The organism is Caballeronia eucalypticola (assembly GCF_047608185.1).
In the GTDB taxonomy this organism is placed as follows: Bacteria; Pseudomonadota; Gammaproteobacteria; order Burkholderiales; family Burkholderiaceae; genus Caballeronia.
Genome location: NZ_JBLKRU010000008.1, coordinates 163,006 through 188,842, shown reverse-complemented (window position 1 = coordinate 188,842; position 25,837 = coordinate 163,006). Strand labels below are relative to the sequence as shown.

Here is a 25,837-nt window from a genome sequence, read left to right as displayed (position 1 = left end):
GGTAGCAGGAGCGCACGCTGGCCGAACAGGGCACGGTCTGCTGGCGACGATTCGGCTACCCGCTCAGTCCTTTGATTTTGACTTGGTGCATTTCAACGAGATCGTCCTGCATTGTCTCTACGGCCCTGCCCTTTGGGACCAGCAACTCTCCGCGAGCTTCCGTGGGCGTGCAGCCGAACCTTTCTTTGAACGACCGAGCAAAGGTTGACTCGCTAGCGAACCCCACTGAATAGCCAATCTCAGCGACGCGCGCCCGAATGTGTCGCGGCGCTGTCAGGCGCCTCAAAGCCTCATCCAATCGCCGATCCTTCACGCGCTTCGCAACGCCGCCGTCCTCGGTGAAGAGCTCGTAAAGCGCGGTCCGGGACACTTTAAGCGCGCGACAGAGCGCGGCGGGCCCCAGGTCTGGATCGAGCAGATTGCGCTCGATGTAAGACATGGCCTGCGCATGAAGCATGGGCGCGAGCCGCGGATCGCCTTGGCGCACCTCAGCAAGCGCCTTCGGGAGAAGGCATGACGCGAGCAAATCCAACGTCGCGTCCGCTGCGATCGGTGTTTGCGCCTCATCCATCGTTGTCGCCAGCCTCGCGAGCGTGTGCAAATGCGAGGCGAGCATTTCTCCAATGGCGTCGTCGGCCGCCCAGCTCGCCCCATGCAACCGTGCGCCCTCGGGCAACCGCCGATCAAGCGCGGCGCGCGACACGCTCAGCGTGAGCATCGGGGCGTCAATGGCGAATCCGACGTTTTCGACGGCCATGTCGCGAATCGCGATGGAATTCAGGGGCACCCGCTGCTGGCCCTCCGCGAACTCGGACGTGAGTTGGCCGCCAATCAGGCAGTGCACCAAATACTGATCGATGCCGGACGTTGCGATCTTCTTGCGTGTCCGATGAAACTGCACTTCGCCTTGCGCCGCGTGATGAGTGAGCAGCATCGGCCCAAAATCCCACGTGTGAATGTTCGCCTCAAACGCGTACGCCTTTGGTCGCTTCACTTCATACATGGGCTTCAAGGCAAGCCGCCATATCTCCTCTGCGTCCGTCTCCTTCATTTTCTTGCTATCGAATCGAAGCGGCTGGGGCATTGGAGGCTCGGCGGGTTCTTTTGCCGAATCTTAGCCATCTCCCCCGTCGTTTGCATTAAACGCCCCAACAAAAAACAACCCGCGGACAAATCGACAAGGAAACCTGGACGGGTTGCCGGCAGGCCTCGCGAACTATTGCCGATGATTAATGCACAAGGAGCGAGACAACGCTTCCGTCAAAAATCGAGATAAAGAAGAGGCAGCGAATGAATGCGCGACGAATGGCAACATCGGCTGGATTGGGCGGCGGACGACCCCGATCGGATCAAAGCGGCCAAAGCACTCAAAAGTCAACCGAAGGCGCCACCGGCCTTCGTTCAAAGCCTTCGGCGCGGACGCGGACGCCCGTGAGTGGAGGAGACAACCGCTTCGAGCTCCACGCGCTCGCGTTCGGCTTCGCGTCGTCCCGCGGCGTCAAGAAGGGCGCGGAGAGTTTCGCGCTCTCGCATGACAGACGCGAAATCCGAGATGATTCGCAAAATCGCGCGGCGATCGTCGCGCGGCAAATCCCCAATCAAGCCTGCGATGGCTCCGGCGTCCTCGCCGACCCCGCCTCGATAGTCGCCCAAGAGCGCGCTCAGGGGGCAGCCGAAAAGCTCCGCGAGCTGATTCAACCGCCACAGAGTCGGTGCGATAACGCCGGTCTCAATGCGCGAAACCGTTTCCTTCTCCAATCCGATCGCGTCGGCCACGCGCGTTTGCGTGAAGCCCGCCGCCTTGCGCCGGGCGGCGATCGCGGCCCCCACGCGCCGCGTCAAATCTTTGGAGCCTCCGCTCTCGGCGTCCATGATCGCCTCCTTAAGTCGCGCAAAAACGACGCAAGGCGATATTTTCCCGCTGAATCCAGCACAAAAATTGACGTGTAACGTTACGATAACGACGCAATAAATCATTAAATTGACGCGAAAAATCATCGCCGCGATCCGCGGCGCCCATCGCGCGACGAGGAATCCAAAAAATGAAAATTACCGCTAGCCGTTCGGCCGTGGCCACGGCCTCCCTTGCCCTTCTCTTGGCCGCCTGCGGCGGAGGGGGCGGCTCAAACTCAACCAACGCGGCCACGCCATCCTCGGGGGCGAGCGCGACGCCAGCGACTCCCGCTTCGGGCGCAAGCTCGACGCCCGCAACGCCCGCCAGTGGCGCCAGCTCGACGGCCGCCGTTGCGGCCATATCGCTTCTGGCGCCGGGCGCGCCCCCAGTAGCCCCGTTCGCGGCCACGGGCGACTTCGTGGGGGACGCCTTGGCCTTCATCAATCGCCAGCGAACGCTCCTGGGATTGCCCACGATGGCGGCGAACGCGGCAGTCGCGCAAGCCGCGACGAATCATTCCCTTTACCTGCAAGACAACAATGTCGTGGGGCACTTCGAAACCGCCGGACTGCGCGGCTTCACGGGCGTGACGCCCACGGACCGGGTCAATCCGCTGTATCCGACGACAGGCGCGGGAGAAATCCTTTCGGCCGTCTTCGGCCCCTTCCAGAGCTCGGCAGAGCCGATCGAATCGCTGTTCGACGCGCCGTTTCACCGCTCCGGCATCTTGTCCGACGCGACAACCGCCGGCGCTGGCATTGTCGTGTCGGCGAGCGCCAACAGCCTCTCGGCGCTCACCGTCGATTTCGTCGACTTCAAGCCAGCCGCGCCCGATGACAAATTGATCGCTTATCCCTATCCGGGGCAAACGGACGCCCAGGCGTCATGGCTCGACACCGAGAGCCCCGACCCTTTCGCCGCGGCGCCGCAGAGCTATTTCGGGAAAACCGTCGGTTATCCCGTCACATTGATTGGGGCGAACGCGGCGTCGTTCTCCCAGGTCTCGTTCGCGATCACCGACGCCACGGGCGCGAATGTGCCGTGCCAAGAGTCTGACAGCTCGAACAACGCCGAAGCCGCGCATATGGCGATGTGCGCGCCCTTCGCGCCGCTCGCGGCGAGCGCCGCGTATTCGGTTCATGTCACGGGGCTTTTGGCCAACCAGTCATTCACGGCGCCCCGGCCCTTCGACGTGTCGTGGACGTTCACGACGGCTGCGACCGCGACCACGCCCGCCGTCTCCAAAGCCATGGTCGGCGTGCCCGCGCGCCAAGTTCGGACCGACTCAGCGCGTGCGCCAAGCGCTGAATCCGCTCCGCGTCGCTGACCCGGTGGCTGACATGAGCGCTTTCAGCCACGCGGCCTTCGCCGCTTTCTGCCTCGGGGCCTTGCCCCTAACCGCGTTCGCCGTCGCAGACCCGAGCGACTCCGCCCCGCCGCCCTCGGCAAACGCCCCGGTGTTCGCGGCGGGCGAGCGATGGGAATTCGCGTATGAAAACACCTTGGAGCCCCGGCTCAATGAACGCTACTCGCAAACCGTCGAGAGCGCGGCGCCAAGCGCGACGACGCTCGTGAACAACCGCGGCGGCCATTTCCATCTGGACGCCGACTCAAATCTCGTCGAGACGCCAGCCACGCGCTATGAGCCCAGCGACGGCCGCTTGAAGTTTCCGATGGCGGTGGGCCAGAGTTGGTCGACGACCTACGTTGTCCGCTCCGGCGCCTGGACAGCCAAATGCGACCGAACGAGCTCGGTGGTCGCCGCCGAGCGCATCAAGACCCCGGCTGGGGAGTTCGACGCGTTCAGGATCGAGCAAAGGGTCGCGTGGGCCGGCATGGGCGCAAGCCAAGGCTCAGGGCTCACGTTGGAGCGGGACTGGTATGCGCCCGCCGTTGGGCGGATCGTGAAAGTCGAATATGAGGACAAGCCGCTCAAAGGCCCCGTGACGGCCACGACCGCGCAGCTCGTCGAATATTCTCCCGCCGCTGCGGCCCTGCCAAGCGGGGTCGCGCGATGACGTCCGGAAACCCGCTTCGCCAAACCATTCAAATCTCGATCAAAGGACCCGCGCATGAACGCTTCATTTGAAAGGCGGCCGGAAGGCGTACGCCTCCGTCCCGCGCCCCGTGTTTTCCTCGCCGCCGCCCTCGCGTCTTTGTCGCTCGCCGCTTGCGGCGGGTCGCCCAGCGAAAGCGACGTGAAGGCCGCTCTGCTGAAACAAGTGGACGCCGGACAAGAGCAAGCGCATCGCATGCTCGGCAAGAGCGCGTTCTTCGACAGCCAAGCCGACGAGCAACGGAAGGGCGTCTCAGAACTCAAACTCGTCGGCTGCGCCCCCGACGGAGAGAAGGCCTACCGCTGCGACATACAGGCCAAGGCCGGCGCGCTGCGGATTCGAATGATCAAGGGCTCCGACGGCTGGCTCGCGGCCGACGCCGGCGGGGGCTGACTTCTGGCGGGCGACGCTTGGCCGCGGCCGGGCGCGTCGCCTTCAACGGCCCTCGGGCCAATCTCAAAAGGCGACGGCCTTCGCCGCGCCTTGTCCGTTCAACGAAGAGCAAGGAGCAATGAAAATGAACCAACTCAATGTCGCCGCCGTTCAGTGGAACGCCTTGGGGCATATCGCGGACGTCAAGCCCATTAGCGACGCCGACACGGCGTGCCTGGAAGAACTTCGCCAAGTCTTGTTGAAGCATGGGCAAACCGCGCGCTTTGGCGTCTCGCTTTTGCACAGCCATTTTGAGCTCGCGCCCGACGAAATGATGCTCGAAGAAACAAACGTGGAGACTCGCGAGCAGTGGGTCAGGCCCGTGTCTCGTCAGTATTTGACGGAGAACGGCATCGTCGCGCAAACGACCGTCATTTCTTTTGACGAGCGCGGCATGAGCCAACTGTGTGGCTGCAACCCGCGCTCGTCCGGGCACTTCCACCTCTGATTCCATTTCGCGAGAGAGCTCTCTCATTTCAATCCGCCATGCCCCGCCGGCCTCCGCGGACAACGGAAGCCGGCATGGCGCGCGCCGAGGAGCGCGGGCGACAACGAAACCCATAAAAGCACAATGACCGACCACAAGAAGACTCGCCCTGACCGGATAGCTTCCGCCATGATGGCCTGCCTTGCGATCAGCCTTTCCATGGCGACGCTCGCGGGCTGCTCCAAGAAAGACGCCGAGCCGATCGCCGACGGCCCCGCGCCATCCACGAAGGAACTCGCTCGCGACGAATGGCACGACGACGCGGCCGCGGCGGCGATCGAGAAAGACGCCGGGCCGAAGAACACCTATGTGTGCGTGTTCAAGTTCTCCGACATGAACCAGCGGCCGACGTCGGTCGCCGCGATGGACCGGCCCAAGATCGGGGCGAAGAAAGTCTCGATGAACGAGGAGTCCATCGAGGCGACGAGCGCGGACCAAGCCCACAAGCTGATGGAGATCGCCGTCAATTACTCTCTGGAAATCGGCCCGTGCACGCGCGACTTGGCGAGCGCCTCCATCGACAAATCGAAGCCCCTGTCGTCCTACACGGATTTGAAGAGCGGGTTGCAGCTTGGGCTTCTTTATTACGGCCTGGGCGGCAAGCCCCTGCCGGCCGACGACCTTGCCCGCTCATTCGACACGGACTATCAGAACACAAGCGACTCCTTCAAGAGGGGCGACCTTCTGAAAACTCTCGCCCCTCAATACGCGGCTCAGCAAAAGGATGAAATGGCGTCGCCGTATTTCAAAATCAAGGTCGCCGCGGCGCTCGGCCACTACGACGCCCAAACCAAATCTTTCCCATTGCGGCAATTGGGCATGGACGGCAATTCCAGCATCACGCTCTACAACGCGCCCAGTTACGGCCTCGTCCTTCGCGGCGACCCGCGGCTCGCCACGATCACGCCGGAAAGCGAGGACCAAGCGCGGGCGCTGGAAGCGAAAGTCAGCGCCTCGGGCGCGACTCAAATGCAGGTGGACGTCGATGTCTACGTGAAGGTCCTCGACACCCTGACCTACGCCGCCCGCAAGGATGTCGTCGGCAAAGTCGCGGCGCTCCATGTCGCCGAGCAACAGACGGGGGCGACTATCGCGGACCTCCATTGACCTCGCCCTTCAACGATTAAACGTTTTCTGGCCGATCGCCTGGCATTTGCGGGCGATCGCTCGCCGCCCCTTCAATCATCGAGAAACAAAATGGCAAATTCATCCAAGCTCGCGGACGCGACAACCCAAACCCAGCGCGCAGGCGCGTTCGCCAAAGCCACGGGGCTTTGGACTTTTGTCCTGATCATGTCGATTCCAATCCTCGACATTTTGGCGGGACTGTTCATGGTCCTTTGGTTTTCCGTGAACATCATCAACCGAAGCGCCCAGCGCGGGCGCGACTTCTTCTGGCTTTTCGCGGGGACCGTGATTTGCTTGCTTGGCTTCGCGATTCCTGCGGCCACGGACTCGATTCGCGGCGTGGGCTTCGGCGGTGGATGGTTCTTGGACGTCATCGTGAACGTGCTGGTCGGCTGGCTGATCGTGGGCCGAAAGTTGGGCCATCTGTTCGGGGCCGACCCGAAAGCCCCCGAACCCGCGGCCTGACCCACGCTCGATTTCAGCGAAACCGCGGATGCGGGAAAGCAACGGGCCTCCCTCCCTGGAGGCCCGTGCGCTCATGGACTGGGCCGGCTCGGTCGCGGTCAACTTTTATCCTGCTCCCGGAAAAGCTCACCGGCCGCGCGCGAGGCTCGCGGTCTTTGTCTCGGCTTGCGCGATTGGCGCTCGAACCCTCTCACAACACGTGGACGATGAGACGGCCATTGGCGGCCAACAAGCTCGCCGCGCGGTCCGCGGCGCCCTCTTTTGATCATCGCTTGCGCAGCGCCTTCAAAACGGTTTGGGTCGCAGCGTGCAGGCTGAGCCGAAAGTCCGACCATTCGCCTCGCAGGCGTTGTCGCAAAAGCGCGCGTTTGATGCCTTTGATCGCGCGCTTGCTCTCTTTTGCGGTTTCCTTGAAGTAATCTGGTCGCTCGCCGTCAAGCAAATGGCCGTCGCTGTCGCCATTGGCTTCGCCGTCCCGCTGGCGCATCCGCGCGAGCGACGCCGCCGCGGCGAACCAGCGCGCGATCCGTGCGCCCCGCGTGGGTGATTGGTCGTGGACTCCCATTCATTTGCCTCCATTGTTGTCGCTCTCCTTGTTTTTGCGGCCGACGCCTTCGCTTCGGATGCGCAGCCCCGAAAAGAGGGGGAGGGCTAATCCCCTTAACCGGCGTCCCGTCAAGAAAGAGCTCGGCCAAATCAAGCGATTGAAACGCGCCGGCGAGGCGAACGCTTCTATGGGCACGGCGAATCGGCGAGAAAGCGGGACAAGGCGGCGTTAGCCGACGCGCCGCCCGCCCCGAACATTTCGGCTCCTGGCGCTTCGGTTGACGCGTTCGTGGCTTCGCGAGAGCCGTCGCCTACGCTGGCCTCATTCCCCTCGCCGTTCGCCGCCCTTTTTGCTTCATCCGCCCTTTCCGGCGCGCCGCCCGCGGCGACGGCTTCACGCCCTTCGGGCGCCGGATCGCCAAACGGGTTTGATAAGTGCGGGTCAGCAGACGCGTCGCTGGACGCGACCCGCGAGCCATTGAGCATTGGCCTGGGCGCGAGCCATTTGGCCCGAACATGCGCCGGGCGCGCTTTGGGCATCGGGAAGAAAGGCCATATCAACTCATGCGCGTCGCCTTGCGTGAACACGCACAAGGCGACTCCCTTTTGGTCCGGTGTCGGCCCGAGGCGCGAGCCCAGCTCCGCTGGCTTGTAAAGGCTGATTTCGTCGCGGGTGAACGAGAGGGTTTGAGAGCCCGCGCGCCCGTTCGCGCCGTCGCTCGACGTGGAGATGTTCGCGCGCTCCACCTCGCGCGAGCCCAGCGCCTTGCAGAGCTTGTCAGCGGTCTCGCCCGACATGGTTTGGCCGACGATCAGGGTGCCGCACATGGCGACCAAGGCCCTGAGCATTTTGTCGCCATAGATTTCTTCGATCTGCGCGAGGTCTTGGCAGACCACAACACAACGCACGCCTCGCGAGCGGCCGACCTCGAACAACGCGCGCACAGGCAATTTGCCTGCTTGGCCAAATTCATCGGCGAGAAACCAAACCTTTCTGTCGGGGTCGTCGTCGATTTCGATGCTGTTGATAGTCGCGGCGAAAGTCCCGACGATGCCTTGCACGTAGCTTTTCGTGATGTCCGAATAAGCCCCGTGCCCTTGCAAAATAATTTGGGCATGCGGTGATCGACCTTGCGCCCAATCAACAAATCCCACGCGGCGCGACTTCGGCGTGTCGCCCCAAGCGGCGGCCAAGTCGAAGATGGGAGAGCAAAAAGCTGAAAGATTGATGAGGATGCCCGTCGTGGTAACGCTGCCGCGCTCGACGGCGCGCGCCGCTTCCGGGTGATGCGCTCGCATCAAGGCCAAGAGCTGGGGTTGGGGCAGTGAGACGGCGCGGGCCAAGTCGCGCCAGCCCCAATCATCGCCCTTGTCCGCTTGCAGATGACAGATGACGCCAACAAGCAGTTGCCGCGCGGCGTTCGACCACATCGGATCAGCGCTGTCTTGGATCATGGCCGCAGCGAAGCGCCGGATGTCCAGCAGGTTTCGAAGGTCGGCCGCGACGTCCCAAGCGAGGCTTCGCTCGTCCCAAGGGGCTAGTATCTCCGGGCCCTCGAAGGCGGCGGTGAATTCCCCCTTGGGGTCAAACAAAAGCATTTGCTCGCGCGCGGCGACGATCTTCGAGACAAGGGGGCGCAGGACCGTCGACTTCCCGGCGCCGCTTCCGCCGACCAACAAGCAATGCCGAGTCCATTGCTCGGCGGGATACGGCACGCCGGGGGCGATCTCATGATCGGGCCGCGCTTTGCTTTGGGCCGCGAATCGCTTGGCGAGCGCCTTCGCGGCGGCCGGGCCTTCGAGCCTGACGCCGCCGCGCAAAGCCAACAACCTGTCGCGCGGGGTCAAGTAACTTTTCGCCATCAGCATTGCGGGCGCGCAAGCGACGACCGCCGCCAAGGCAGCGCGAGCGGCGAGACCCAAAGCGCCGTCGCAGGACAGCGCGGCCAGATCGCGCAAATAGCGGCGAGCGCCCTCATCGAAAAGCCCGGGCGAGAGCCAATGCGCGAAGAGCTTTGCGCAGCCCTCCGCGTGCGCGCTCAGCGGCGCCGTCGGACCCGCTAATCCAAACAGCGGCCGCCACACCGCCCATAAGACCGCCGCTCCCGCGGCGATCCCCGCCACAGCGCTCGCGCAAAGCCATTCGCGCCAGTCCGCTCGCGCGATGGTCGGAGCGCTGGGCACGCTGCTGAATCCTCGCTCTGGCTTGATTTGTCTGCTCATTTCCAGTCATCTCCCAAAACCTTTTTCACGGTTCAGGGCGACGAATTGGATGTTTTGTCAGATGAAAGGAATTTTATGCCGTTCATCGGCTCCGGTGGCCGCTGACGTCGCGCCAGCTTTTCAGCGCCGCAAAAATAATTGAGAAGGCATCGCCGAGCGCTTCTCAAAACAACATCGGCCCAACTACAAGGACACAATGAACAATCAAACCAAAAGGACACAACTCATCATCGGCGCATTCAACAGCCTTTCCGAAACCGAAGTTAAATCGCTTGGGCGCGCAGCTTCTCGATTGATCAGCGGCACGACGTTTTCGGAGCCTGACGACTTGCTTCACGAGGCGCTCGTGCGCACGCTAGACGGACGCCGCAACTATCCCAGTCAGGTGTCGTTCGGGTTGTATATGAATTTGACGATGCGCAGCATCGCGGACGGCGACCGTGACCTGCGCGGCAATGTCGACCCGGGCCCGAACTTTTATGATCAGGAGTCTGAGGACTCGGACGACGCCGCCGAAGATCAAGTCGCGCCATCGGCCGAAGATGAATTCGCCGCGATGGAGACGTTGGAGCGAATCGCGAAAGCAGTCGGCGACATCCGCGATTCATTGGTCGATGACGACGTGGCTTGCGCCGTCCTTGACGGAATCATCTTCGAAGAATTGCCCCAAGAAACGCGCAAGGCGCGCGGCCTCGGCGTGAAGGCCTACGACGCGGCTCGCAAACGCTTAGAACGGCGATTGCATCCGCTGCGCGACGCCTTGATCACGCGCAAAGAGAATGCCGAACGCTCTCGGACACGGCCTACGCCCGTGGCACCGGCGCCACAAGTTCGTGCTCAACTCGTCCCGCTGCGTCGCGCGCAAGCCGGCCGGACGCATCCCGCGCCGACATCAGCAAGCATGCGCCGCAGAAAAACGCTGCGAGGCCCTCGGGCGCCCCAGCCAAGGGAAAGTCCAAGGATTGATCATGGGGCCCTGGTCGGCGGTTGACCGCTTGCGGTGGACGCACGACTAAACAAAGAACGCGAGAACCCTGGGTATCTCGCGTTCTTTGTTTTCTTTCCCAACTGATCGCGCGGCCTTTGAACGGCCCTGCAAGCAAGTTAGCGTTTGCGAGCCAGTTGAGCCATCGCCTCGTCGATGATGGCCTTGCGACGCGCCTTCCGGTCGTCCGTCTGCGGGTGCGGGTGCGGGTGCGGGTGCGCCAGCATGTTGGCAGAGGCCGCAGCGCCATCGGCCAGACCTTTCGCGATGGCTTCGCGAGCGGGGGCGCGCTCGTCGCCACCGGAGAGATTGGTTTTCACCTTCGTGTCGTCGCAATACCAATCCACTAGATCTTCAAGCTTCACCGCCGGGGCCGAGCCGAGCATTCGATGCGGAAGGAAGAACGAGCCCGCGCGCATCGCTGAATAAATCGTCGGCTGCCCGATGTCGAGAATGCGCGCCAGAGTCTTGACTCGCACGAACGCGGAGCGGACGTTGAAACGGTTGGCGAAAAGGTCCATCGCTCGCTCCCTAGCCGCCAACGCTTCCGCCGTCTTGACGGTCGGTCTCGCGCATTGCCCTGACTCCCGTTTTGAACTTGCCTCCATCGTCGCGCCCCCAAGCCGCCCTCTCTTATATTTTTGCGGACAGCGAGCTTTCATTGGACGGGCGATGGCGAAAATCCGGCGATAGGACGGATTTTGGCCCAAGCATGAAATCAGAAGCGGCGGCAGCAAAGCCACGAAAAACGTCTCGCAACACGAGGCACTTTCGACCGTTCGTCGGCAAGACCTTTGGTGCAATGTTGCACCGACCACCGGCAGACATGACTTAACTTTAGCCAATTTGCCGGACATAAGGTCTCAGGGCTTTCCAAGCCTTTTCATTTGCTCGCCTTTAAGCTTTCAAAGTGTCTTTTTTCTGACCGTTAGCCGGCCGTCAGGCCTCTTTTTTGTTGGTTACTTCCTAAGCACACCCTTGCGCAGCAAGGGAATCCGCGAGATGACATCAAGGACCGCACGGCTCAATTGCACCAAATCGCATCTTGGTGCACTAAGGACATTTTCGCGGCATCCGAACGCCGCCCGTCGACAGCAAAACCAATGGGGGGCTATACAAATCACTCAGGAGACGTCATGGCCAGCATCACACCAATTTTGAACAAAAGTGGCTTAAAGTGGAAGGTCCTAATCCGCAGAAGGGGAGAGCCTCGCATCGGGAAAACCTTTGACACTCGTGCAGAAGCAGAGGCTTTTGCATATGTCGCGGAAAATAAAATCCTGGCCATCGCCATGCCAAAACTTTGGCCTGCCGTGGATCGATCAAACTCGTTGCCGTCACCAGAGCCATTGGCGCTGCCGTCACCGGATCCGTCGCCGCTGTCGTTGAATTTGGATTCGGAGCGCCTTGCCGACATCGTTGAGAAATTCATGAAGCGCGCTCGCGCCAAACAAAAATATCGCTGCCTGGCTCCCACCGTCCACAGCGAGGTCGGAGACGCGACTGTTGGCGAAATCAACAACGACTGGGTGGTCGCATACATCGACAAAATGCGAGCAAAAAAAACTCACATGGGCACGCAATTCTCATACAGCACCATAAAAAAGCACATGACGTTGATGAAGAAAGCGATCGAATGGCGCGCCGAGTCGCTCCGAGTCTTTTGCCCTTCTTTCCCATTCAAAATTACCGACGACTTCCCGCGAGACCACGAACAGTCGCGCGACCGCCGCTTGAACGCCGAAGAAACGCAACGGCTCGAAGCGAGACTGAGCCGAATAAAAGGCAAAACCCGGGACCATTGGGTCTTGCTGGTCGAGTTTGCCCGCCAAACAGGCGCTCGATTGCAAGAGTTGCTTTTGGCGGAGTGGCGAGAGTTCACCCCGGACGGAGATGGATGGACTATCCCGCGCAACCACACCAAATCTTTCGATGAGCGGTGCATTCCATTTGGCGACGCCGCAAAACGAATTTTCAAAGAACTCAAGGAATTGGCCGATCCGGACGATCCGCTTGTGTTCCACGCGCTCGGAACCTCAGCGTCGGTCTCATCCGCATTCGTCAAAATTGTCAAAGAGGCTGGAATCAAGAATTTCCGGTTCCACGATCTGCGTCATGAGGCCGTCACTCGCCTTGCGATGATGAATCCCGCGGATTCAACTAGTGTCATGAAAATTTCCGGGCACAAAAACTGGGAGATTTTCAATCGCTATGTCAATCCGACGATGACGGAGCTTTCAGTCCGCCTTGTCCTTCCTTAGAAATCGCCGTGTCGCTCCGGCGACGACTATCGTCGAAGCTTTTTCCAAAAAAGCTTCGCGCCTTTCGGTTCAATAATCGTGACGAGACGGCCCCCGCGCTCAATGGAAAACGATGGGCGGGCATTAATTGGCACTACGGCAAGCGCCCCCGCAACTGTGTGGCTTCTATGCTTTCAATCACGAAAATTAATTCCACGAAGAGCCAAGCCAAGAAAATCGCGGGCGGCCCGGGCTACCTTTTTTATCTGGGCGTGCCCTCGACTCGCGAGCGAGGCGACTTCGACGACTACGCGCGCGGAAAAGCCCCGGAGCTTGGGCCCGGGCCGTTTTGGGTTTGCAATGGCGCTTCATTGCTCGGCGTCAGCGGCGACGCCGGCGCCGAACATGTCGAAAGGCTGTCTCGCGGCTTCCATCCGCTTACCGGCGAAGCTTTGATGCAAGGCGCGGGCGACTCTCACGTCATGGGGCTGGACATGACATTTTCAGCGCCAAAAGACTTCTCTGCGGTCTTTGCCGCCGCCGATCCTTCGACGCGCGCCGATCTGCTCGAATGTTTGCACGGCGCCACTCGCGCCGCGTTGGGCTATGCTGAGAAAGCTTCGGTGACGCGGCATGGCCCAGGCGGAAAAGACAAGCAGATCGCGGAGGCCGCCGTCGGTGTCTGCTACACACATTTCGCGAGCCGATCCGGCGATCCGCAGCTCCATTGTCACGCGTTTCTGTTTAACGTCGGCAAGCGAGCCTATTCGAATGAGTGGAGCGCATTGGAACAAAAGCCACAGTTCGAGCGAAAGCTGGCGACAGGCGCCCTGTTCCGCGTTGAGCTCGCGTCCCGCTTGGCCGCCTTAGGTTTCACCGTCGAGCCGGATGGCCCCTACTTCAAACTTCGAGGGATCAGCGACGATCAGCGCGCGGCGCTTTCAACGAGAAGCCGCGAGATTAACGAGCGACTCCATGCGACGGGCTCGACCGCGGGGAAGACAAGCGCGGCCCGGGACGTCGCGGCGCTCAACACGCGATCCGCGAAGCATGAGCCGCCGTTGCCTGAACTGTTGAAACGATTCTCGCGCATGACCGCGGCGTTGGGCCTAACGCCTGAGCGAGTCAATGCCATGCGAGAGCCGGCCGTCGAGCTTGTGAACGAAGAGGCGCGTGAACGAGCAGGCATCAACGGCGTTGTCGCAAACGACCGTGCCGTAGATGCCGAGCAACCGTTCGCCATCGACCATGCGGAATTGTTGAAAGCGCTGACGCTGTCGCAATCTTGCGCGACTCCGCAAGAAGCGCTCGCCGCGATTTGCGCACTTGCGATGGGGCGATGGTCCGCGGCCGAATGCCTTTCGAACCTGGACCGCTTTTTGAACTTCGATCAGGTGGTGCCGCTGGGCATGACTGAGCTGTTGACGCCGGTCTTCACTTCGCGCGCAACGCTTGAAAACGAGGCAAACATCACCGCGCGGGTTAAAAAAGGAGCGACCGAGCGCCAACACTGGATAGACCCGAGACTGATCGCGAGCCAATTCGACGCGCTCGAAGCCGACCTCGAAAGCCGCCTGGGCGTGTCAGTCTCGCTCGACGAACAACGCGCGGCCGCCCTGCACATCGCCACGGAAACGGGCCGCCATGCTTTTGTGGAAGGCTGGGCTGGCGCAGGAAAGACAACGCTTTTGCGAGCGGTTTCGGCTGCCTACGCCGCAGCAGGCTTCTCTGTGATCGGCTGTTGCCAATCGGCTGCGGCCGCTCAGAATCTAACTCGAGAATCCGGCATCCCATCGCGAACGATCGCGAGCCTCTTGCTTGCTTTGCAAAACGGCAACGCGAAACTGTCCACGAACACCATTTTGGTGTTGGACGAGGCCGGCATGGTTGGCTCGCGCGAGTTTGGATTGCTGCAAGACGCCGCGCTTGCGGCTGGCGCTAAATTCGTGGCGGTCGGCGACTCGAAACAACTTCAACCCATTGAAGCCGGAGGCATCTTTGGAGCGCTCGTTCGCGAGCATGGCGCCGCGCAGCTCTCAGAGATCCGCCGACAGCGAACGGATTACGCCCCGATGCTGGACTGGCTCGGCGCGCAGCTCGGGGAGATATCCGCGCCCATCGACCGGAAAATGAACGCACTCCGGTCCCTTCCGGAAAGCGCGAAGATGCAAGCGATCTCGGATATCTGCGACCAAGACCCGAAGCTTCGCTTGGGATTCGCCGCGTGGCGATCGCGCTTTGACCACGAATGGCTTAGGCAGGCAGTCGAACTGCTCGCGGCTGGGAAAGCCCTGCCTGCTCTGCAACTGCTCGACTCGCATGGGCGGCTGCTGCTTTCCAACGGGCCGGAATCAGCGCTCGAATGCCTGCTTCAATCCTGGTCCGCCGACAAGACGCCTTTGCGAGCGAAGACCATGATCGCCGGCACTCGCGCCGCGGTGGCCGAGCTCAACCGGAGGGCGCGCGCGACGCTCGTGGAAAAAGGCGTGGTCCATGACATCGAAGGGGCAGAGATCGAGATCAAGCGCCGAGACGAGTCGACCGAGATGAAAAGATTCGCGCCGGGCGACCGCATTGTCTTCACTCAGAATGATCGGGATATCGGCGTTGCGAACGGAGCCACGGCGACGATCCAACGCTTCCGGTCCGCGCTCGTTGAGACTGTCCTCGTGGCCGAGCTCGACGACCCTAACCCGCGCGGCGAGAAAGTGGTCGCCCTTCCGGCGTCTTTCGCGCGATTCGATTTGGCGTATTGCCTCACCAATCACAAGGCGCAAGGCAGAACGTTCGACAGCGCCTTCGTGCATGTCGAGCCATCGATGGCCGATCGCGAATGGACTTACGTCGCGGCCAGCCGCTCGCGCTTCGCGACGACCTTGATCGTCGATCAATCGGCGATCGCGCCCGTCGATCCAGAGTCTCATCTTCCCGTTGACGAAGCGACTCCGCCGCGAGAACAGATCATCGAAGCGCTTGCCCATCGCATGGGCCGCAGCCGGTCAAAAGGAACAACGCTTGATTATCGGACACCGGTCGACGCGCCGTCTCTCTCGCCAAGCGCGATGGCGGCGCAGCCGGTTTCAGGCGCGCATCTTTCGCCATCCATGCCCGAGACAATTCCCGCCCAAGACACCGCCGCGTTGCTTGCGCCAGAGGCCGCGGTGTTGCCAAAGCGTCAGCGAGCCGCGCTCTGCGGTTTCCTCGGATTCGATGCCGATCGATCGAAAGAAAGGGACGCCGCGCAACGACGTTGAACGCTTGGGGCAGCGGCTTCGCGGACAGGACAGCGCGCCCTTTCCCCAGACCTTGACAGCGGCGCCCCAGCCGCCAGAAAACTTTGAGAAGGAGCCGCGAATGGACATCACGCCGGAAAAAGATAAGCGCTGGAATCGGGAGCAAGTCAGCGTGTGGCTGCCAGGGGCGAGGAAAGCTCGTTTGCTCGCAGTGGCGGCGCAAATGGCGCCAGGAGCGGGTCCGAAAGAGGCTATTGACCGGGCAATTGACTTGGCGAGCTCGCCCGTTTTTATCCCGCGGCCCGATGAAATCGAGGCCTTGGACAACGCCGACCATTTCGCTCGGCTGGAAGCAAAACTCGTTGGCGCGCTGGCGTTGTCAGAGCACCAGATCGCGAAAACCGTCGCGCGGCTCGAACAGTCGCTCGTGCTTGTCGCCGCGCGCGTCGGAAAGATCCACGCGATGATCACGGCCGCCGCGAATGAGAGCCTCGACGCCTCCGGCTTTGACGCCGCCGACGAAGCCGCTGCTCTTCTCCCCGATTGGCTGGCGAAGGAGCAGGCGCGCTTGGGCCTTCGAATCATGCAGGCAGCAGTCATTCGGGCAAGTTGGCAAGCAAAAACTCGCAGCGGCGACAACGTCTCGTCGATGATTTTCCGGTGCGAGCTGGTCGCGGTCGATGGCGTTCGCGTGGAGCAAGAGCTCAGGTCCGCGTCCTTGGCGCGCCTTGACTCGGTGCCGGACGAAAGTCCGTTTTCCAGGCTCGACGCGAGCTGGCAGGTTTGCTTTGTGTGCAAAATCGGGCGGGGGCATGAATGGATTTTCGACGCCCATCCAGTCGACGGCGCGGGAAATGTCGGCGCGCTGCTCGGGTCGTTGCGCGTTTGAATTCCCTTGGTTTTTCCCGATTTTCGCGTTTTCGCGAACCATCTAAAAACCACCTAGAAAAGGTGCGTCGGGTGTATAGCAAATAAAAACATTAAAAAGAGCAACAAAGCAAATTTCAACCGCCACCTCGTTTCTGCGCCGCCATCGCCTCCGCAGCCGCCTCGATCGCCTTGAACCCGGCCAAAGCCTTCTCGTCGCTCTCAACGGCTGCCATGGCGACGCCTCGCGCCCTGGCGAACTCCGCGACAAAATCCATGATCGCCCGCGCTGCGTCCGGCGACTCTTGGCTCCAAGCCACCCACCCTTTTTGCTCCGCCTCGGCGAGGACCGGCTCCAACTCGCCGGCCATTTTCGCGAACTGGGACAGCGAGGCCGCAGCCGAAATCAGGTCGGGCGAGACATACGCATTGACGGCGGATTTCAGTTTTTCGAGGCCGCTGACTCCGCGATCCGTCGCCGAGCCGATGGCGTCCAGCGCGGACGCCTTCGCGGCGACGATCTCGCGCTCGCCCCGGCGCAATCGAAGCGCCATGGTTTCGGCGAACTCGCGGTCCACGCGCAAATCCCGAAGCGCCCGGCCGGCGTCAAAGTTTTTTTCGCTCATGATTTATTCATTCTGTCGCCCCTGCGGCTTGTCGCGCGGGGAATCCAAATTTGAGTTTCTCACGCCTATGTCGGTTTGCCCTTCCACACTTGCTGCCCCCGGGCCACCGAGCGATGCCAACGCGCCGAACAGGAGCATAGGCCCCCGATGGCCGTGCCCATTTGCGCGCCACGCTTTAACGCCGGTGCGCGCGATGCCTTCCAAGCCGATCCGATCGGCGAGACGATATAAGCGAATTGTTTTTCATTTTCGTCGGCATGCGGCAACCCGACAAATTTTAACGTGAACAGGCGAAAAATGAGTTTCGCGCGGCGCGAACCAACATGAATATCGCCACTCGGGCGCGGCATGTTAAATTTCACCGATTTTTGTTTGATTTGAAAAAGACGTTTGATAAACCCATCACTCTCAGGATAAGAAAAGAATGAAAGCCAGAGCCTTCGAAAAGGCAGTTTGGGAAATCGAGCGGATTCGCATTGTCATCCATGCCCCTAACGGGACGGAGCTTGACGATTACACTTACGAAAAAGCAGCGACAAAAAACTGGAGCATCAAAGAGCTTGGGGAAAAGCGGATTGCGCCCTGTCTCAACGCCATGACCTACGCGGTGATCCAGGGTAACGGAAAGAACGCGCACGGCGGAGCGTCGGTGCAAACCGTCAGAGATAGTTACGCGGAATAAGCGCCGAGGCGCGCTTCGCGTTCTGCAACGCGCGCCCTCATGGAAGCTTTCGGCCGCCACCGGCATAGGGCGGGAAGCCTAATCGGCGCGAGCCTCATGTTTCGCCGTTCCGATTGCCCACATTCATTCTTATCCTCTTCACTAGCGGACGGCGTCGATTGATTGCGCCAACGAGGCCGAATCACCCCAGTTTGAACACAGAGGCGCGCTCGGCGAGCGCTCGGCTCCTTGTCGCCGTGACCTCGTTTTGCTTTTTACGATCAGAGAAAAACACGCGGGCCGACTCCACGTCAGCCCTCAACTCATCTCGGGTTGGGAGGGCAATATTTGCCTTGGTCGCCGTGTCGTGGGTGGCAGAACGCGAACAACGGCTCATCACCCATCGATCGCCGCGCAGTCCTCCTCAATCAAAGAAACCTATCGCAAACGCATGTCGCCACGCCTGGCCGGAATCTGACCATCGTGTCGCCCAGCACGAGCTCCTTGCCGTCCCGCTCTCAGGTTCCCGCAAACGCCGATATTCATCGCGGACGATTTCATCGCACCTCCCGGGGTCATCCGCTTTCAAAGCTTCAACGGCGGCCGGCGACATTTGCATCACGCGATCGAGTCGTTCGGCAACCTTCATTCCCGAGAACGGCCGCTCCGGATAGACGATTCCGGTGTATATAAGAAAAACACAAGATGAAGACAACCACGCCAAAGGATATGCGCCATGGAAATTGAAGTGGACGATATGCGGCAAGTGATGATCGATGCTTTTCAGTTGCGACGAACTGATGAAAAATTCACGTTTTACTACGACGAGACAAACAACATTCGTAAATTTTACTTGACGAAAAACGGCACCAACGTCCCCGAACATAAAAATTTTGTGCTCGGCGGAATTGCCCTTGCGCAGGGACAACGACTTCCGGACATCGGCCTATTGCGTGAAAAATTGCGGATGCAGAGCAACGCTCCCGAAATCAAGTTTGCCCACGTCGCAAAGGGGGATTTTGAACACGTTCTGGCTTCGAATAAGTTGGCGACTGTTCTGTCGTGGATTATCGAACACGAAATCTTGATTCATTACTCAAGCGTGAACATCATTTACTGGGCCATCGTTGACATTATTGACTCAATCTTGGTGGATGACGAGAAACTGCACCAGTTTCACGAGCCTATGAAAAACGAGTTGTATCGGGCGGCGAACGGCGACAAGCCGGCCTTCTTGTCGCTTCTTAAACGACATCGCTATCCGGACGTTCAGCGCGGTAAAGTCGCCGACTTCATTGGCGAAATCGACGCGTTCGTCGGCGCCCGCGTCTCAGCCAACGACAACCTCCCAAGCAGGATGCTCAAGGCTTTGGTAAAAAAATCGGCGTCTCTGCCGGACCTGGTCTTTCTGGCTAACAACGACGAAGACATGCTCATCAAAAGCTTTGACAATTTCTACATGCGCCCCATTCTGCTTTTCAAGAACGCTATTCATGTATTCGACCAAGAAATTGAGATCGAAAAAAGCCTGAGCGATATCCAATTCAAAAACGGCGCTGAAAACGTGAATTTTTCTTTTTCGGACTCGAAGAAAGAGCCAGGCATCCAAATCGCCGATGTCGTGACGGGATTCCTCGGAAAATACCAAAGTTTCGTGGAAGAGCACCCTCTACCCGAACTTATGAACCGAAAGAAATCATGGAACAAAATTCAAAACGCGAACTTTGGAGCGTTGCGTCAATTGATTGACATGTCGGACGCCGCCAGCAACGCGTTCATTCACCGGATCACCGCAATGGACAGCGGTTGGAAAAACGACGCGTTTTTGCACGACATGACGCCCATGCGGCACCTGATTTGACTCCTGAGGCACAGCTGGCTCGCCCTGTTGTGCCGGGAAAAATGCTCTCCAGTCCGATTTCGCGTTGAAAAACTGTCATGGCATCGAACACGAAACACAGGAAACCGGCAAGCCTCGCCATTCAGGCAAAGCACAATAAACGTTTGTTCTTGCCGATGGACGCAGTCGACGCTGACAAGCTAGCGCTAAGATTCCGAATGGCGCTCACGCGGGCGACAGACGGGGCGGCGAAGCGCGAAGATGCGCGCTGCTTGGCGGAGTCGGTGATGATGGCGGCGCTGATCGCGGATCTGGACGGAAGCGATCTCGACGACGCCGATTTGGCCACGAGCGAGGCGTGCCTGCGCCGTCGGCTCGTATCCGTTTTAGATACCAGATTGGCGCCTTGACGAAAGCGAAGCGCGGAGCCTGCGCGCCGTGATCAACGAACACGACAGACAATCGCACGAATCAAGATTGCAAACTCTGGTGAAGGCGACCGAGCGCTTCGAACGCTTGCTTAAAAACGTCAACACGCTTGAAGAGATGTTCGGCGCCAGACGAAGCGAAAATTCTGGTCGCGGCTAAACAGGCAACCCAGAAGGCCCAGCGTTTATGCAGCCACAGACTAAAACGGCCTTCACAGCCCGTTCTATTTTCACGGTCGCTTGTGCCCGGAGCAAGAAACCATCGACAACCGTCTCGCCTCCGTTTCACCGCGAACGATCACGAGAGTATCCAGCGACGGACAATTCCCGACCTTAGGGCGCAGCGGTCGCGACTGGCTTGTTTGTTAACCTCAGGCACTCGCTGGCGGCGGAGGTCCATTGGGCGCGATCACCAGGGACGTCGCCGTCGGTGCCGCCCCGGATTGGATTGCGACCAGTGGCATAACGGGGCTGGGGATGGACCCGATAGCGGGAGCCAGCGAGGTCACGGCGACGGCCGGAGTCCACGGCACGATTGCGCTGGGCGCGCGAAACAGCCATGAAGCTGATCTTTGCCCGATCGCATCAATCACCGTAATTCCGCCCACGGTCTTCGCGCCATCGACATAACGATAAGACAGCCGTTTGAGCCGGCCGGCATACCGGTTTCTGATGTCTTCATCTTTTGGGTGGATATGCACGCTCGTCATATGGCCTGCACAATAGGCTGCTGTCGCCATAGGGAATAACATCGCTGAGCACAAAAAATCTGTGATTTGAATAACCGCATGATTTTCGCTGTGCCCAAACAACGGCATTTCGAGAATCCGGTCGTAGGGGTCGCCACCAGCCTTGAACTTTTGCGTGAATATCGAGTGCGAAACGATCGAATTTAAAGCCGGCGTCCGACTGTCCGCGATGACAATTCCTTGACTATCTGTTGAAGTCAAAAAATGCTGAAAATGTGAACAGAGAGCTTGAACGGCCGCAGCATAAACGGCTTTACCTTTGAAGGGGTCTCCGGGTTTCTTAATATAGATCCGCGAGACGAGCTTCGCGTCGTTCGCGTCCAAAATATCTAAGGTTTTGTCTAGAAACCCAAAAACAGCTCGCCTCCGATTTCGATTGCGGCGCCGAATATCATGGCGCAAATCGGCCCCTTTTATTTCTACCTTAGCGATATCCAGCCCATGCGCGGCGCTTCCTCCCGCAGATGGATGAAACTGCCGTTTAAGAGACAAAAAATCGCGAGTGAGTCGCCGCAAATTCACCTGGGGCAGAATCACGCCAGAAATAGCAAGAACGGGCTGGACGTTGGATGTGACGCCGGGCAGGAGGCCTGGGCAGCCAGCCTCGTCGATGTAGAAGATATGCAAAGAAGCCTCTGAAAACAGCTAAGGCCGCGTTAGCGGCCTTAGGATTTGTCGCCCAGCCGGAACCGGTTCGACGTCAGAAACTACGTTTCTGACAAAATATTAGTCGCCCGTCGCTCTTTTGTCAATCGCTTTGTCTATCGCGACTTGGTCACGCTCGCATGCCGCGACGACCCTCTGATCCACATGTCCGGCGCGGCCCAAATTGAGGAGCCACACAGATTCTAGCACTGACGGATTTGCGAAGTTAATGGTGAGAAATTCAATGGCGTCACGCACAGATATTCAGCAAAAGTTACTTATTTTTTGAAAAAAGAAATAATTACTTGAAGCCTGACTCGTTTCTCACAACAATGAATTGCCAACTCCTACGTCGCTTTCTGCTCTTACCCACAAAGGCCAATCCATGGATCGACGCAAAACCGCCGGCTTGGCGCTGGCTACGGCCGTGTCATTTTCCGGATGCACGACGATACCGGCCTTTGTGGTCCGGCCCGACGCGGCGCAGATAAAAGGCAGCGACAAAACGGTTTCGGCGGCCGCGCCAGCCGGCCCCAAAGTGGCGGCGCTCGTGGCGAATCTGAAATGCGGTCTTTGGAAAGCGGCCACATCCAGAAAGACACTCCCCTATTACGTTGACGACATTGATCACCTGCGGACACAAAACGCCGTTTCCGACATTGGCCTGACGAAACTCAATGACGGTCAGGTCTACAATTTGAGGAACATTTTTGGCGAAATCGAATATGTCGCGGCCGTGCAGTTCACCCTGGACGTCATCGACACCAGCGCCTTCAATCCCGCAGCCATTTTGTCGCGCCCCTTGCAGGCCACTTCGGGGCTGCTGCCCGCCACGAGCGAATTGCTTGCTGTGGGCAGCGTTCTTAGCGAGGCGCCGCATCGCTTTGTGACATTCAACCAGGCAATCGATTTCGCTCGATTGGCTCCCCCAGGGCCTGGCGCTCCCCGGCTCTTGCCCTTTGAAGGCGAAACGCATCCGACCAAAAACCTACCAAAACCCGACGGCATCGACGATGGCAAATGCGGCGCCAACGGTGCCGAATTGGAAGGCGATTTGGGTTTGGAAGAGGCTCTGGCCACGGGAATAATCGCCGCGAGCATGAGCGACATATCGGTGTTTTCCGAAGACCCAGATGAGCAGAATGCAAAGCAGCCGGACAAGTCAAAGCATCAAGACGAAGCCAAGCAACTTAGCGGCGGCGCGCCGGCTCAGCCTCCCCCAGAGCCAATCGAACCGAGCCCAAACAACGTGTTTGGCGTGATCAGCGTTCAGATTGATTTCACCATCGTAGAGAACATAAACGGCGGCCCAAACTGGACCCTCACGCATTTTAAGGGACCAGCGGCCGGCAGCCAGCCACTGCTTAGCCTAAACCGCCAAGTGAAGGACACCCTGGCGATAACGTTTCTTCCGGTCTGCATTCGCCGACTGCCCTCGTCGATAAACCCAATCACGCACCGACGAGACTATTCCAATCCAGATCTGGTTGATGGCACGCCCGATTGGGCTCGCTACTTGCCGACGTGCGGCGCGGGCATCGGAGGGGAAAAAGCGAAAGCGGCCGCGACCGGGCAAAACATCAACAACTTGCTCCTTTTCAACAGCGTCCTTCAAGCCCTCCCGCGTTAGTCCAAAAAAAAACCGCTCAAGCCTGCTTAAACTCCGCGCCTCGTTCTGAAAGCGCGCGGCGCCTGTCGTCGGTCTCCTTGTTCGTCTTCTTTCGCCCCGCAAAATAGAGCCTTGCCACTTCGACGTCAGCGCGAAGGTCGGTTGGCGTCGGGGTCTCGGTGTTGAAGTCGGCGGCCGTGTCGTGCGCTGCAAAATGCGAGCACCGGGCCATGGCTTCTTCAAGCGCGGAGTAATGCCCGTCCTCGAAGTGAACGGCGCGAAGCCGCTGCGTGGCCACCCCTGGCCGAAAACGAACGACACTTTCGTTCAAGATCAACTCCTCGACACCCCGCTCCCAGGTCTCGCGCAGACGCCCATATGCTTTTCGCACAAGGTCATCGCAGGTGTCCGCATCGCCGGCTTTCAACGCCCCGTCAGCGTCCCTGGCCATGTCTTTGACTCGCTCCAACCGTTCGGCCACTCGGATTCCAGCGAATGGAAGATCCGGAGACACAATCCCCGCGCGGCCACCAGCCCTCCGGATACTCATGGCAGTCGACGACGCGCCCGCACCCTGGGCGGCGTCCGCCAAATGATTCGCGAAAGGGAGATCGTGCGTGAACACGATCACTTGGCGCACGAGCGCCTCTGCGGCCAGTCGCCGCGCCACGAACTCGCGGCGAGCGTGATCCAGCGACGACATCGGGTCGTCAAACACAATCGCGCCATGGCCAGGAACCAGCGAAACCTCCGCGAGGAAGGTCGCCAGGGCCAACGCGCGTTGCTCGCCTTCGCTGAGCACGTCGCCGACCTTCTCTGCGCCGGCGGTGGCGAGCTTCAATTGCTGTTTGGCCCTTCCCTTGTCCATCCGAGTGTTGTTTCGGATCGGCACATGCTCTATTCGCAACGCCGCGCATTCGCGAAGAAACGCCGCCTCGGCGTCCGCGGACAATGCTTCGGCGTGCAGCGTCGACATCTTTTTGGAAAACTTGCCAAAGTCCGCGGCGGTGTGAGCCGCCGCCAGTTTCTTCCTATGGAGCAGCTGATGGGCGACCGCCAAAACCTGTTCGACGCGGGCGCTCAGGCGCTGGCGAGATTGGAGATCGGCGAGCCTGCGTTCGCTTTGTTTTCGCTCATCGGCCCGGGCCAAAAGATCAAATCGAACGGCGCTTTCTTCAATCAATCGCGATTGCTCCCTCAGGAACTTCGATTGTTCGACAAAAGGCGGTGGAATCTTCTCGAAATCTTTCGCCTCCCAAGCGCTTTGCAGGAAGGCTTTGCGATGAGCATAAGCGTCAGCGGAGTATTTGACGCCCTCAGTCGCGCCCGCGCACAGTTGCTCGATCTCTGAGAGCAGAGCCTCGTCGGAAGCCAACCCCGAGGGGTCTGCCCGATCAGCGGCGGCAAAGGCCGCCTGCGCTTTCGCGCGCGCCGCGTCGGCGTTCTTTTGTGCTTCTTGCTGCACGAACACTTCAAAGCGACCCAAGCGGCTTGCGGCCGCCGCGTCCAAATCCTGCTGACAAAGAACGCAGCGCGCGCCGTCCACATGCGGGAATTCGTGCCCTGGATACGCCGCCGATACCGAGAACTCGCGCGCGGCTTCGAACAACACGCGCCATGGATTCAGGCCGGTCCCGGGCAAAAGCTCGCCCTCGGCGGCGAACGCCCCGGCCGCCGCGCGAGCCGCAGCGTCAGCGACCGCGGAGGACACACCAAGCGCTCTCGCGGTTTCCAATTTCTCATCAGACAGCGCGCTTTCGCAGGTTTCCCATTTCACGGCAAGGCCATCCACGCGCACTTTGAGCCGTCGTAAATCCGTCGCCTTCTTCTCGGGGTTGGCTTCGGAAAGCTGCTGAGACAATCGAAGGGTTTCATCAGCCTCCGCTTGTGACAGCTGAGCCAACGCTTCGATTTGCCCAAGATACTTCGGCAGGTGATATTGGCGATCAAAGGACGCAAGGAGACGCCCGACTTCGTGGTCGCCCAGCAGGTCCGAGAAGGAACTCGGCGAAGCCTGGATCGCGTTAATCTCGGCATCCAGACGCGAGCGCAATTTCACGCACAGCGAGGCCAGGCCGGCGAGCACGTCCAAGCCTCTCGGCGTGTATGCGATCTCGCCTTCCGCGTCGTTGAAGGCGCGGGCGCAATGGCTGTCGAACACCGCGACGCTGGCCAGCTCCGGCGGCGCAATCTCGCCTTGGCGCCAAACGCACACCTCGGATGCCGCGGCGTCTCCCCGTCGAATATGGATTTCAGCGCTGGCCTGCGATTTCGCCGTCGCGAACACGTCGCCCAGAATTAAGCCCCCGGCCGCCCGAGCGCGGCATGCTTTGCGCAAAACACGGGAGTAGCCGGATTTTCCGGCGCCGTTATTTCCATAAATCACCGTCAAGCCTAAGGGCGCGAAGGCAAGCGATTGGTCTGGCGCGATCGCGTTGACGCCTTCGAGCTTCCCAAGCGAAAGCAGCGTGAGGGCGGCTCCGAGAGGCGCTTCGGCCGGAATCATATCGATGGTCAACGGAATCGGTTTGCCGACTTCGCCGTCATGGATCCCTTCGCCTGCTTTCGCCATCGCGAGAATTTCGACGATGTCGCCCTCTTCGAGCTTTCCCTTTAAAAAAAGCCGACGAGCGGCATCGGATATCCACGGTTTTTGTGCGCCGATCCACGTCGCGATTTGCGTCAGAAGCATTGGTTTCTCTCAGAGTATTTTTGTAGTCGC

Annotated in this window: 24 protein-coding genes; 15 read left to right on the top strand and 9 right to left on the bottom strand. The window is 60.0% G+C overall.

Annotation, left to right across the window (positions count from 1 at the left end; all coding sequences use genetic code 11):
* Window positions 1-55: 55 nt before the first annotated feature.
* The 3 genes from ACMX25_RS12395 to ACMX25_RS12385 all read right to left on the bottom strand — a co-directional run bounded on the left by ACMX25_RS12395 (window position 56) and on the right by ACMX25_RS12385 (window position 2,254).
* Window positions 56-1,084 (bottom strand): helix-turn-helix domain-containing protein, encoded by a 1,029-nt coding sequence (locus tag ACMX25_RS12395; protein WP_414950238.1) that lies wholly within the window; start codon window positions 1,082-1,084, stop codon window positions 56-58.
* Window positions 1,085-1,401: 317 nt separating this feature from the next.
* On the bottom strand, window positions 1,402-1,872 hold the full coding sequence (locus ACMX25_RS12390) for a helix-turn-helix domain-containing protein (RefSeq protein ID WP_414950237.1): 471 nt from the start codon (window positions 1,870-1,872) through the stop codon (window positions 1,402-1,404).
* A gap of 10 nt (window positions 1,873-1,882) precedes the next feature.
* Window positions 1,883-2,254, bottom strand: a complete 372-nt coding sequence (locus ACMX25_RS12385; protein WP_414950236.1) for a hypothetical protein — start codon at window positions 2,252-2,254, stop codon at window positions 1,883-1,885.
* 70 nt (window positions 2,255-2,324) lie between these two features.
* Here ACMX25_RS12385 and ACMX25_RS12380 point away from each other — a divergent pair, with 70 nt between their 5' ends.
* The 6 genes from ACMX25_RS12380 (at window position 2,325) to ACMX25_RS12355 (ending at window position 6,463) form a co-directional block, all read left to right on the top strand.
* Window positions 2,325-3,221: a CAP domain-containing protein gene (locus ACMX25_RS12380; RefSeq protein WP_414950235.1), complete on the top strand. Its 897-nt coding sequence runs from the start codon at window positions 2,325-2,327 to the stop codon at window positions 3,219-3,221.
* Between the two features lie 13 nt (window positions 3,222-3,234).
* Window positions 3,235-3,912: a TapB family protein gene (locus ACMX25_RS12375; protein ID WP_414950234.1), complete on the top strand. Its 678-nt coding sequence runs from the start codon at window positions 3,235-3,237 to the stop codon at window positions 3,910-3,912.
* Between the two features lie 54 nt (window positions 3,913-3,966).
* Entirely contained in the window at window positions 3,967-4,344 is a 378-nt protein-coding gene (locus ACMX25_RS12370) for a hypothetical protein (RefSeq protein WP_414950233.1), read from the top strand.
* A 124-nt stretch (window positions 4,345-4,468) separates the two neighbouring features.
* Window positions 4,469-4,831 carry a hypothetical protein gene (locus tag ACMX25_RS12365; protein ID WP_414950232.1) on the top strand — a complete coding sequence of 121 codons (363 nt, stop codon included), beginning with the start codon at window positions 4,469-4,471 and terminating at the stop codon, window positions 4,829-4,831.
* Window positions 4,832-4,954: 123 nt separating this feature from the next.
* Window positions 4,955-5,977, top strand: a complete 1,023-nt coding sequence (locus ACMX25_RS12360; RefSeq protein WP_414950231.1) for a hypothetical protein — start codon at window positions 4,955-4,957, stop codon at window positions 5,975-5,977.
* 90 nt (window positions 5,978-6,067) lie between these two features.
* Window positions 6,068-6,463, top strand: coding sequence for a hypothetical protein (locus ACMX25_RS12355; RefSeq protein ID WP_414950230.1), 396 nt, complete (start codon window positions 6,068-6,070; stop codon window positions 6,461-6,463).
* A 265-nt stretch (window positions 6,464-6,728) separates the two neighbouring features.
* On the opposite strand, the gene ACMX25_RS12350 is transcribed toward ACMX25_RS12355, so the two are convergent.
* A complete protein-coding gene (locus ACMX25_RS12350; RefSeq protein WP_414950229.1) occupies window positions 6,729-7,028 on the bottom strand; it encodes a hypothetical protein in 300 nt (99 codons plus the stop codon).
* A 167-nt stretch (window positions 7,029-7,195) separates the two neighbouring features.
* Complete coding sequence (locus ACMX25_RS12345; protein WP_414950228.1) at window positions 7,196-8,878, bottom strand: type IV secretion system DNA-binding domain-containing protein; 1,683 nt, start codon at window positions 8,876-8,878, stop codon at window positions 7,196-7,198.
* A gap of 550 nt (window positions 8,879-9,428) precedes the next feature.
* On the opposite strand from ACMX25_RS12345, the gene ACMX25_RS12340 reads away from it, so the two are divergent.
* On the top strand, window positions 9,429-10,223 hold the full coding sequence (locus ACMX25_RS12340; protein WP_414950227.1) for a hypothetical protein: 795 nt from the start codon (window positions 9,429-9,431) through the stop codon (window positions 10,221-10,223).
* 113 nt (window positions 10,224-10,336) lie between these two features.
* On the opposite strand, the gene ACMX25_RS12335 is transcribed toward ACMX25_RS12340, so the two are convergent.
* Complete coding sequence (locus ACMX25_RS12335) at window positions 10,337-10,738, bottom strand: helix-turn-helix transcriptional regulator (RefSeq protein ID WP_414950226.1); 402 nt, start codon at window positions 10,736-10,738, stop codon at window positions 10,337-10,339.
* 615 nt (window positions 10,739-11,353) lie between these two features.
* On the opposite strand from ACMX25_RS12335, the gene ACMX25_RS12330 reads away from it, so the two are divergent.
* The 3 genes from ACMX25_RS12330 (at window position 11,354) to ACMX25_RS12320 (ending at window position 16,579) form a co-directional block, all read left to right on the top strand.
* Window positions 11,354-12,478, top strand: coding sequence for a site-specific integrase (locus tag ACMX25_RS12330; RefSeq protein WP_414950225.1), 1,125 nt, complete (start codon window positions 11,354-11,356; stop codon window positions 12,476-12,478).
* Between the two features lie 167 nt (window positions 12,479-12,645).
* Window positions 12,646-15,711 (top strand): MobF family relaxase, encoded by a 3,066-nt coding sequence (mobF, locus tag ACMX25_RS12325; RefSeq protein WP_414950224.1) that lies wholly within the window; start codon window positions 12,646-12,648, stop codon window positions 15,709-15,711.
* 100 nt (window positions 15,712-15,811) lie between these two features.
* Complete coding sequence (locus ACMX25_RS12320) at window positions 15,812-16,579, top strand: hypothetical protein (protein WP_414950223.1); 768 nt, start codon at window positions 15,812-15,814, stop codon at window positions 16,577-16,579.
* Window positions 16,580-16,694: 115 nt separating this feature from the next.
* Here ACMX25_RS12320 and ACMX25_RS12315 read toward each other — a convergent pair whose 3' ends face one another.
* Entirely contained in the window at window positions 16,695-17,183 is a 489-nt protein-coding gene (locus ACMX25_RS12315; RefSeq protein ID WP_414950222.1) for a hypothetical protein, read from the bottom strand.
* Between the two features lie 424 nt (window positions 17,184-17,607).
* Between ACMX25_RS12315 and ACMX25_RS12310 the strand changes: the two genes are divergently transcribed.
* The 4 genes from ACMX25_RS12310 (at window position 17,608) to ACMX25_RS12295 (ending at window position 20,272) form a co-directional block, all read left to right on the top strand.
* Window positions 17,608-17,865: a hypothetical protein gene (locus ACMX25_RS12310; RefSeq protein ID WP_414950221.1), complete on the top strand. Its 258-nt coding sequence runs from the start codon at window positions 17,608-17,610 to the stop codon at window positions 17,863-17,865.
* A 715-nt stretch (window positions 17,866-18,580) separates the two neighbouring features.
* Complete coding sequence (locus tag ACMX25_RS12305; RefSeq protein ID WP_414950220.1) at window positions 18,581-19,705, top strand: DUF3800 domain-containing protein; 1,125 nt, start codon at window positions 18,581-18,583, stop codon at window positions 19,703-19,705.
* Window positions 19,706-19,782: 77 nt separating this feature from the next.
* Window positions 19,783-20,094, top strand: coding sequence for a hypothetical protein (locus tag ACMX25_RS12300; protein WP_414950218.1), 312 nt, complete (start codon window positions 19,783-19,785; stop codon window positions 20,092-20,094).
* A gap of 28 nt (window positions 20,095-20,122) precedes the next feature.
* A complete protein-coding gene (locus tag ACMX25_RS12295; RefSeq protein WP_414950216.1) occupies window positions 20,123-20,272 on the top strand; it encodes a hypothetical protein in 150 nt (49 codons plus the stop codon).
* Between the two features lie 211 nt (window positions 20,273-20,483).
* On the opposite strand, the gene ACMX25_RS12290 is transcribed toward ACMX25_RS12295, so the two are convergent.
* The gene (locus ACMX25_RS12290) at window positions 20,484-21,488 is read right to left on the bottom strand and encodes a DUF3800 domain-containing protein (protein ID WP_414950214.1); all 1,005 of its coding nucleotides are present in this window, start codon (window positions 21,486-21,488) and stop codon (window positions 20,484-20,486) included.
* Between the two features lie 403 nt (window positions 21,489-21,891).
* On the opposite strand from ACMX25_RS12290, the gene ACMX25_RS12285 reads away from it, so the two are divergent.
* Window positions 21,892-23,136: a hypothetical protein gene (locus ACMX25_RS12285; protein ID WP_414950212.1), complete on the top strand. Its 1,245-nt coding sequence runs from the start codon at window positions 21,892-21,894 to the stop codon at window positions 23,134-23,136.
* A 16-nt stretch (window positions 23,137-23,152) separates the two neighbouring features.
* Here the strand turns inward: ACMX25_RS12285 and ACMX25_RS12280 are convergent, their stop codons facing one another.
* Window positions 23,153-25,807, bottom strand: a complete 2,655-nt coding sequence (locus ACMX25_RS12280) for an AAA family ATPase (RefSeq protein ID WP_414950210.1) — start codon at window positions 25,805-25,807, stop codon at window positions 23,153-23,155.
* Between the last annotated feature and the right edge of the window lie 30 nt (window positions 25,808-25,837).

What these genes read in the sequence shown, in the direction of transcription:
- ACMX25_RS12395 (WP_414950238.1), bottom strand. Translation starts at nt 1,084, where the DNA reads ATGCCCCAGCCGCTTCGATTCGATAGCAAGAAAATGAAGGAGACGGAC.
- ACMX25_RS12390 (WP_414950237.1), bottom strand. Translation starts at nt 1,872, where the DNA reads ATGGACGCCGAGAGCGGAGGCTCCAAAGATTTGACGCGGCGCGTGGGG.
- ACMX25_RS12385 (WP_414950236.1), bottom strand. Translation starts at nt 2,254, where the DNA reads ATGGCCGCAACGGCGGCCGTCGAGCTGGCGCCACTGGCGGGCGTTGCG.
- ACMX25_RS12375 (WP_414950234.1), top strand. Translation starts at nt 3,235, where the DNA reads ATGAGCGCTTTCAGCCACGCGGCCTTCGCCGCTTTCTGCCTCGGGGCC.
- ACMX25_RS12370 (WP_414950233.1), top strand. Translation starts at nt 3,967, where the DNA reads ATGAACGCTTCATTTGAAAGGCGGCCGGAAGGCGTACGCCTCCGTCCC.
- ACMX25_RS12365 (WP_414950232.1), top strand. Translation starts at nt 4,469, where the DNA reads ATGAACCAACTCAATGTCGCCGCCGTTCAGTGGAACGCCTTGGGGCAT.
- ACMX25_RS12360 (WP_414950231.1), top strand. Translation starts at nt 4,955, where the DNA reads ATGACCGACCACAAGAAGACTCGCCCTGACCGGATAGCTTCCGCCATG.
- ACMX25_RS12355 (WP_414950230.1), top strand. Translation starts at nt 6,068, where the DNA reads ATGGCAAATTCATCCAAGCTCGCGGACGCGACAACCCAAACCCAGCGC.
- ACMX25_RS12350 (WP_414950229.1), bottom strand. Translation starts at nt 7,028, where the DNA reads ATGGGAGTCCACGACCAATCACCCACGCGGGGCGCACGGATCGCGCGC.
- ACMX25_RS12345 (WP_414950228.1), bottom strand. Translation starts at nt 8,878, where the DNA reads ATGCTGATGGCGAAAAGTTACTTGACCCCGCGCGACAGGTTGTTGGCT.
- ACMX25_RS12340 (WP_414950227.1), top strand. Translation starts at nt 9,429, where the DNA reads ATGAACAATCAAACCAAAAGGACACAACTCATCATCGGCGCATTCAAC.
- ACMX25_RS12335 (WP_414950226.1), bottom strand. Translation starts at nt 10,738, where the DNA reads ATGGACCTTTTCGCCAACCGTTTCAACGTCCGCTCCGCGTTCGTGCGA.
- ACMX25_RS12330 (WP_414950225.1), top strand. Translation starts at nt 11,354, where the DNA reads ATGGCCAGCATCACACCAATTTTGAACAAAAGTGGCTTAAAGTGGAAG.
- mobF (WP_414950224.1), top strand. Translation starts at nt 12,646, where the DNA reads ATGCTTTCAATCACGAAAATTAATTCCACGAAGAGCCAAGCCAAGAAA.
- ACMX25_RS12320 (WP_414950223.1), top strand. Translation starts at nt 15,812, where the DNA reads ATGGACATCACGCCGGAAAAAGATAAGCGCTGGAATCGGGAGCAAGTC.
- ACMX25_RS12315 (WP_414950222.1), bottom strand. Translation starts at nt 17,183, where the DNA reads ATGAGCGAAAAAAACTTTGACGCCGGCCGGGCGCTTCGGGATTTGCGC.
- ACMX25_RS12310 (WP_414950221.1), top strand. Translation starts at nt 17,608, where the DNA reads ATGAAAGCCAGAGCCTTCGAAAAGGCAGTTTGGGAAATCGAGCGGATT.
- ACMX25_RS12305 (WP_414950220.1), top strand. Translation starts at nt 18,581, where the DNA reads ATGGAAATTGAAGTGGACGATATGCGGCAAGTGATGATCGATGCTTTT.
- ACMX25_RS12300 (WP_414950218.1), top strand. Translation starts at nt 19,783, where the DNA reads ATGGCATCGAACACGAAACACAGGAAACCGGCAAGCCTCGCCATTCAG.
- ACMX25_RS12285 (WP_414950212.1), top strand. Translation starts at nt 21,892, where the DNA reads ATGGATCGACGCAAAACCGCCGGCTTGGCGCTGGCTACGGCCGTGTCA.
- ACMX25_RS12280 (WP_414950210.1), bottom strand. Translation starts at nt 25,807, where the DNA reads ATGCTTCTGACGCAAATCGCGACGTGGATCGGCGCACAAAAACCGTGG.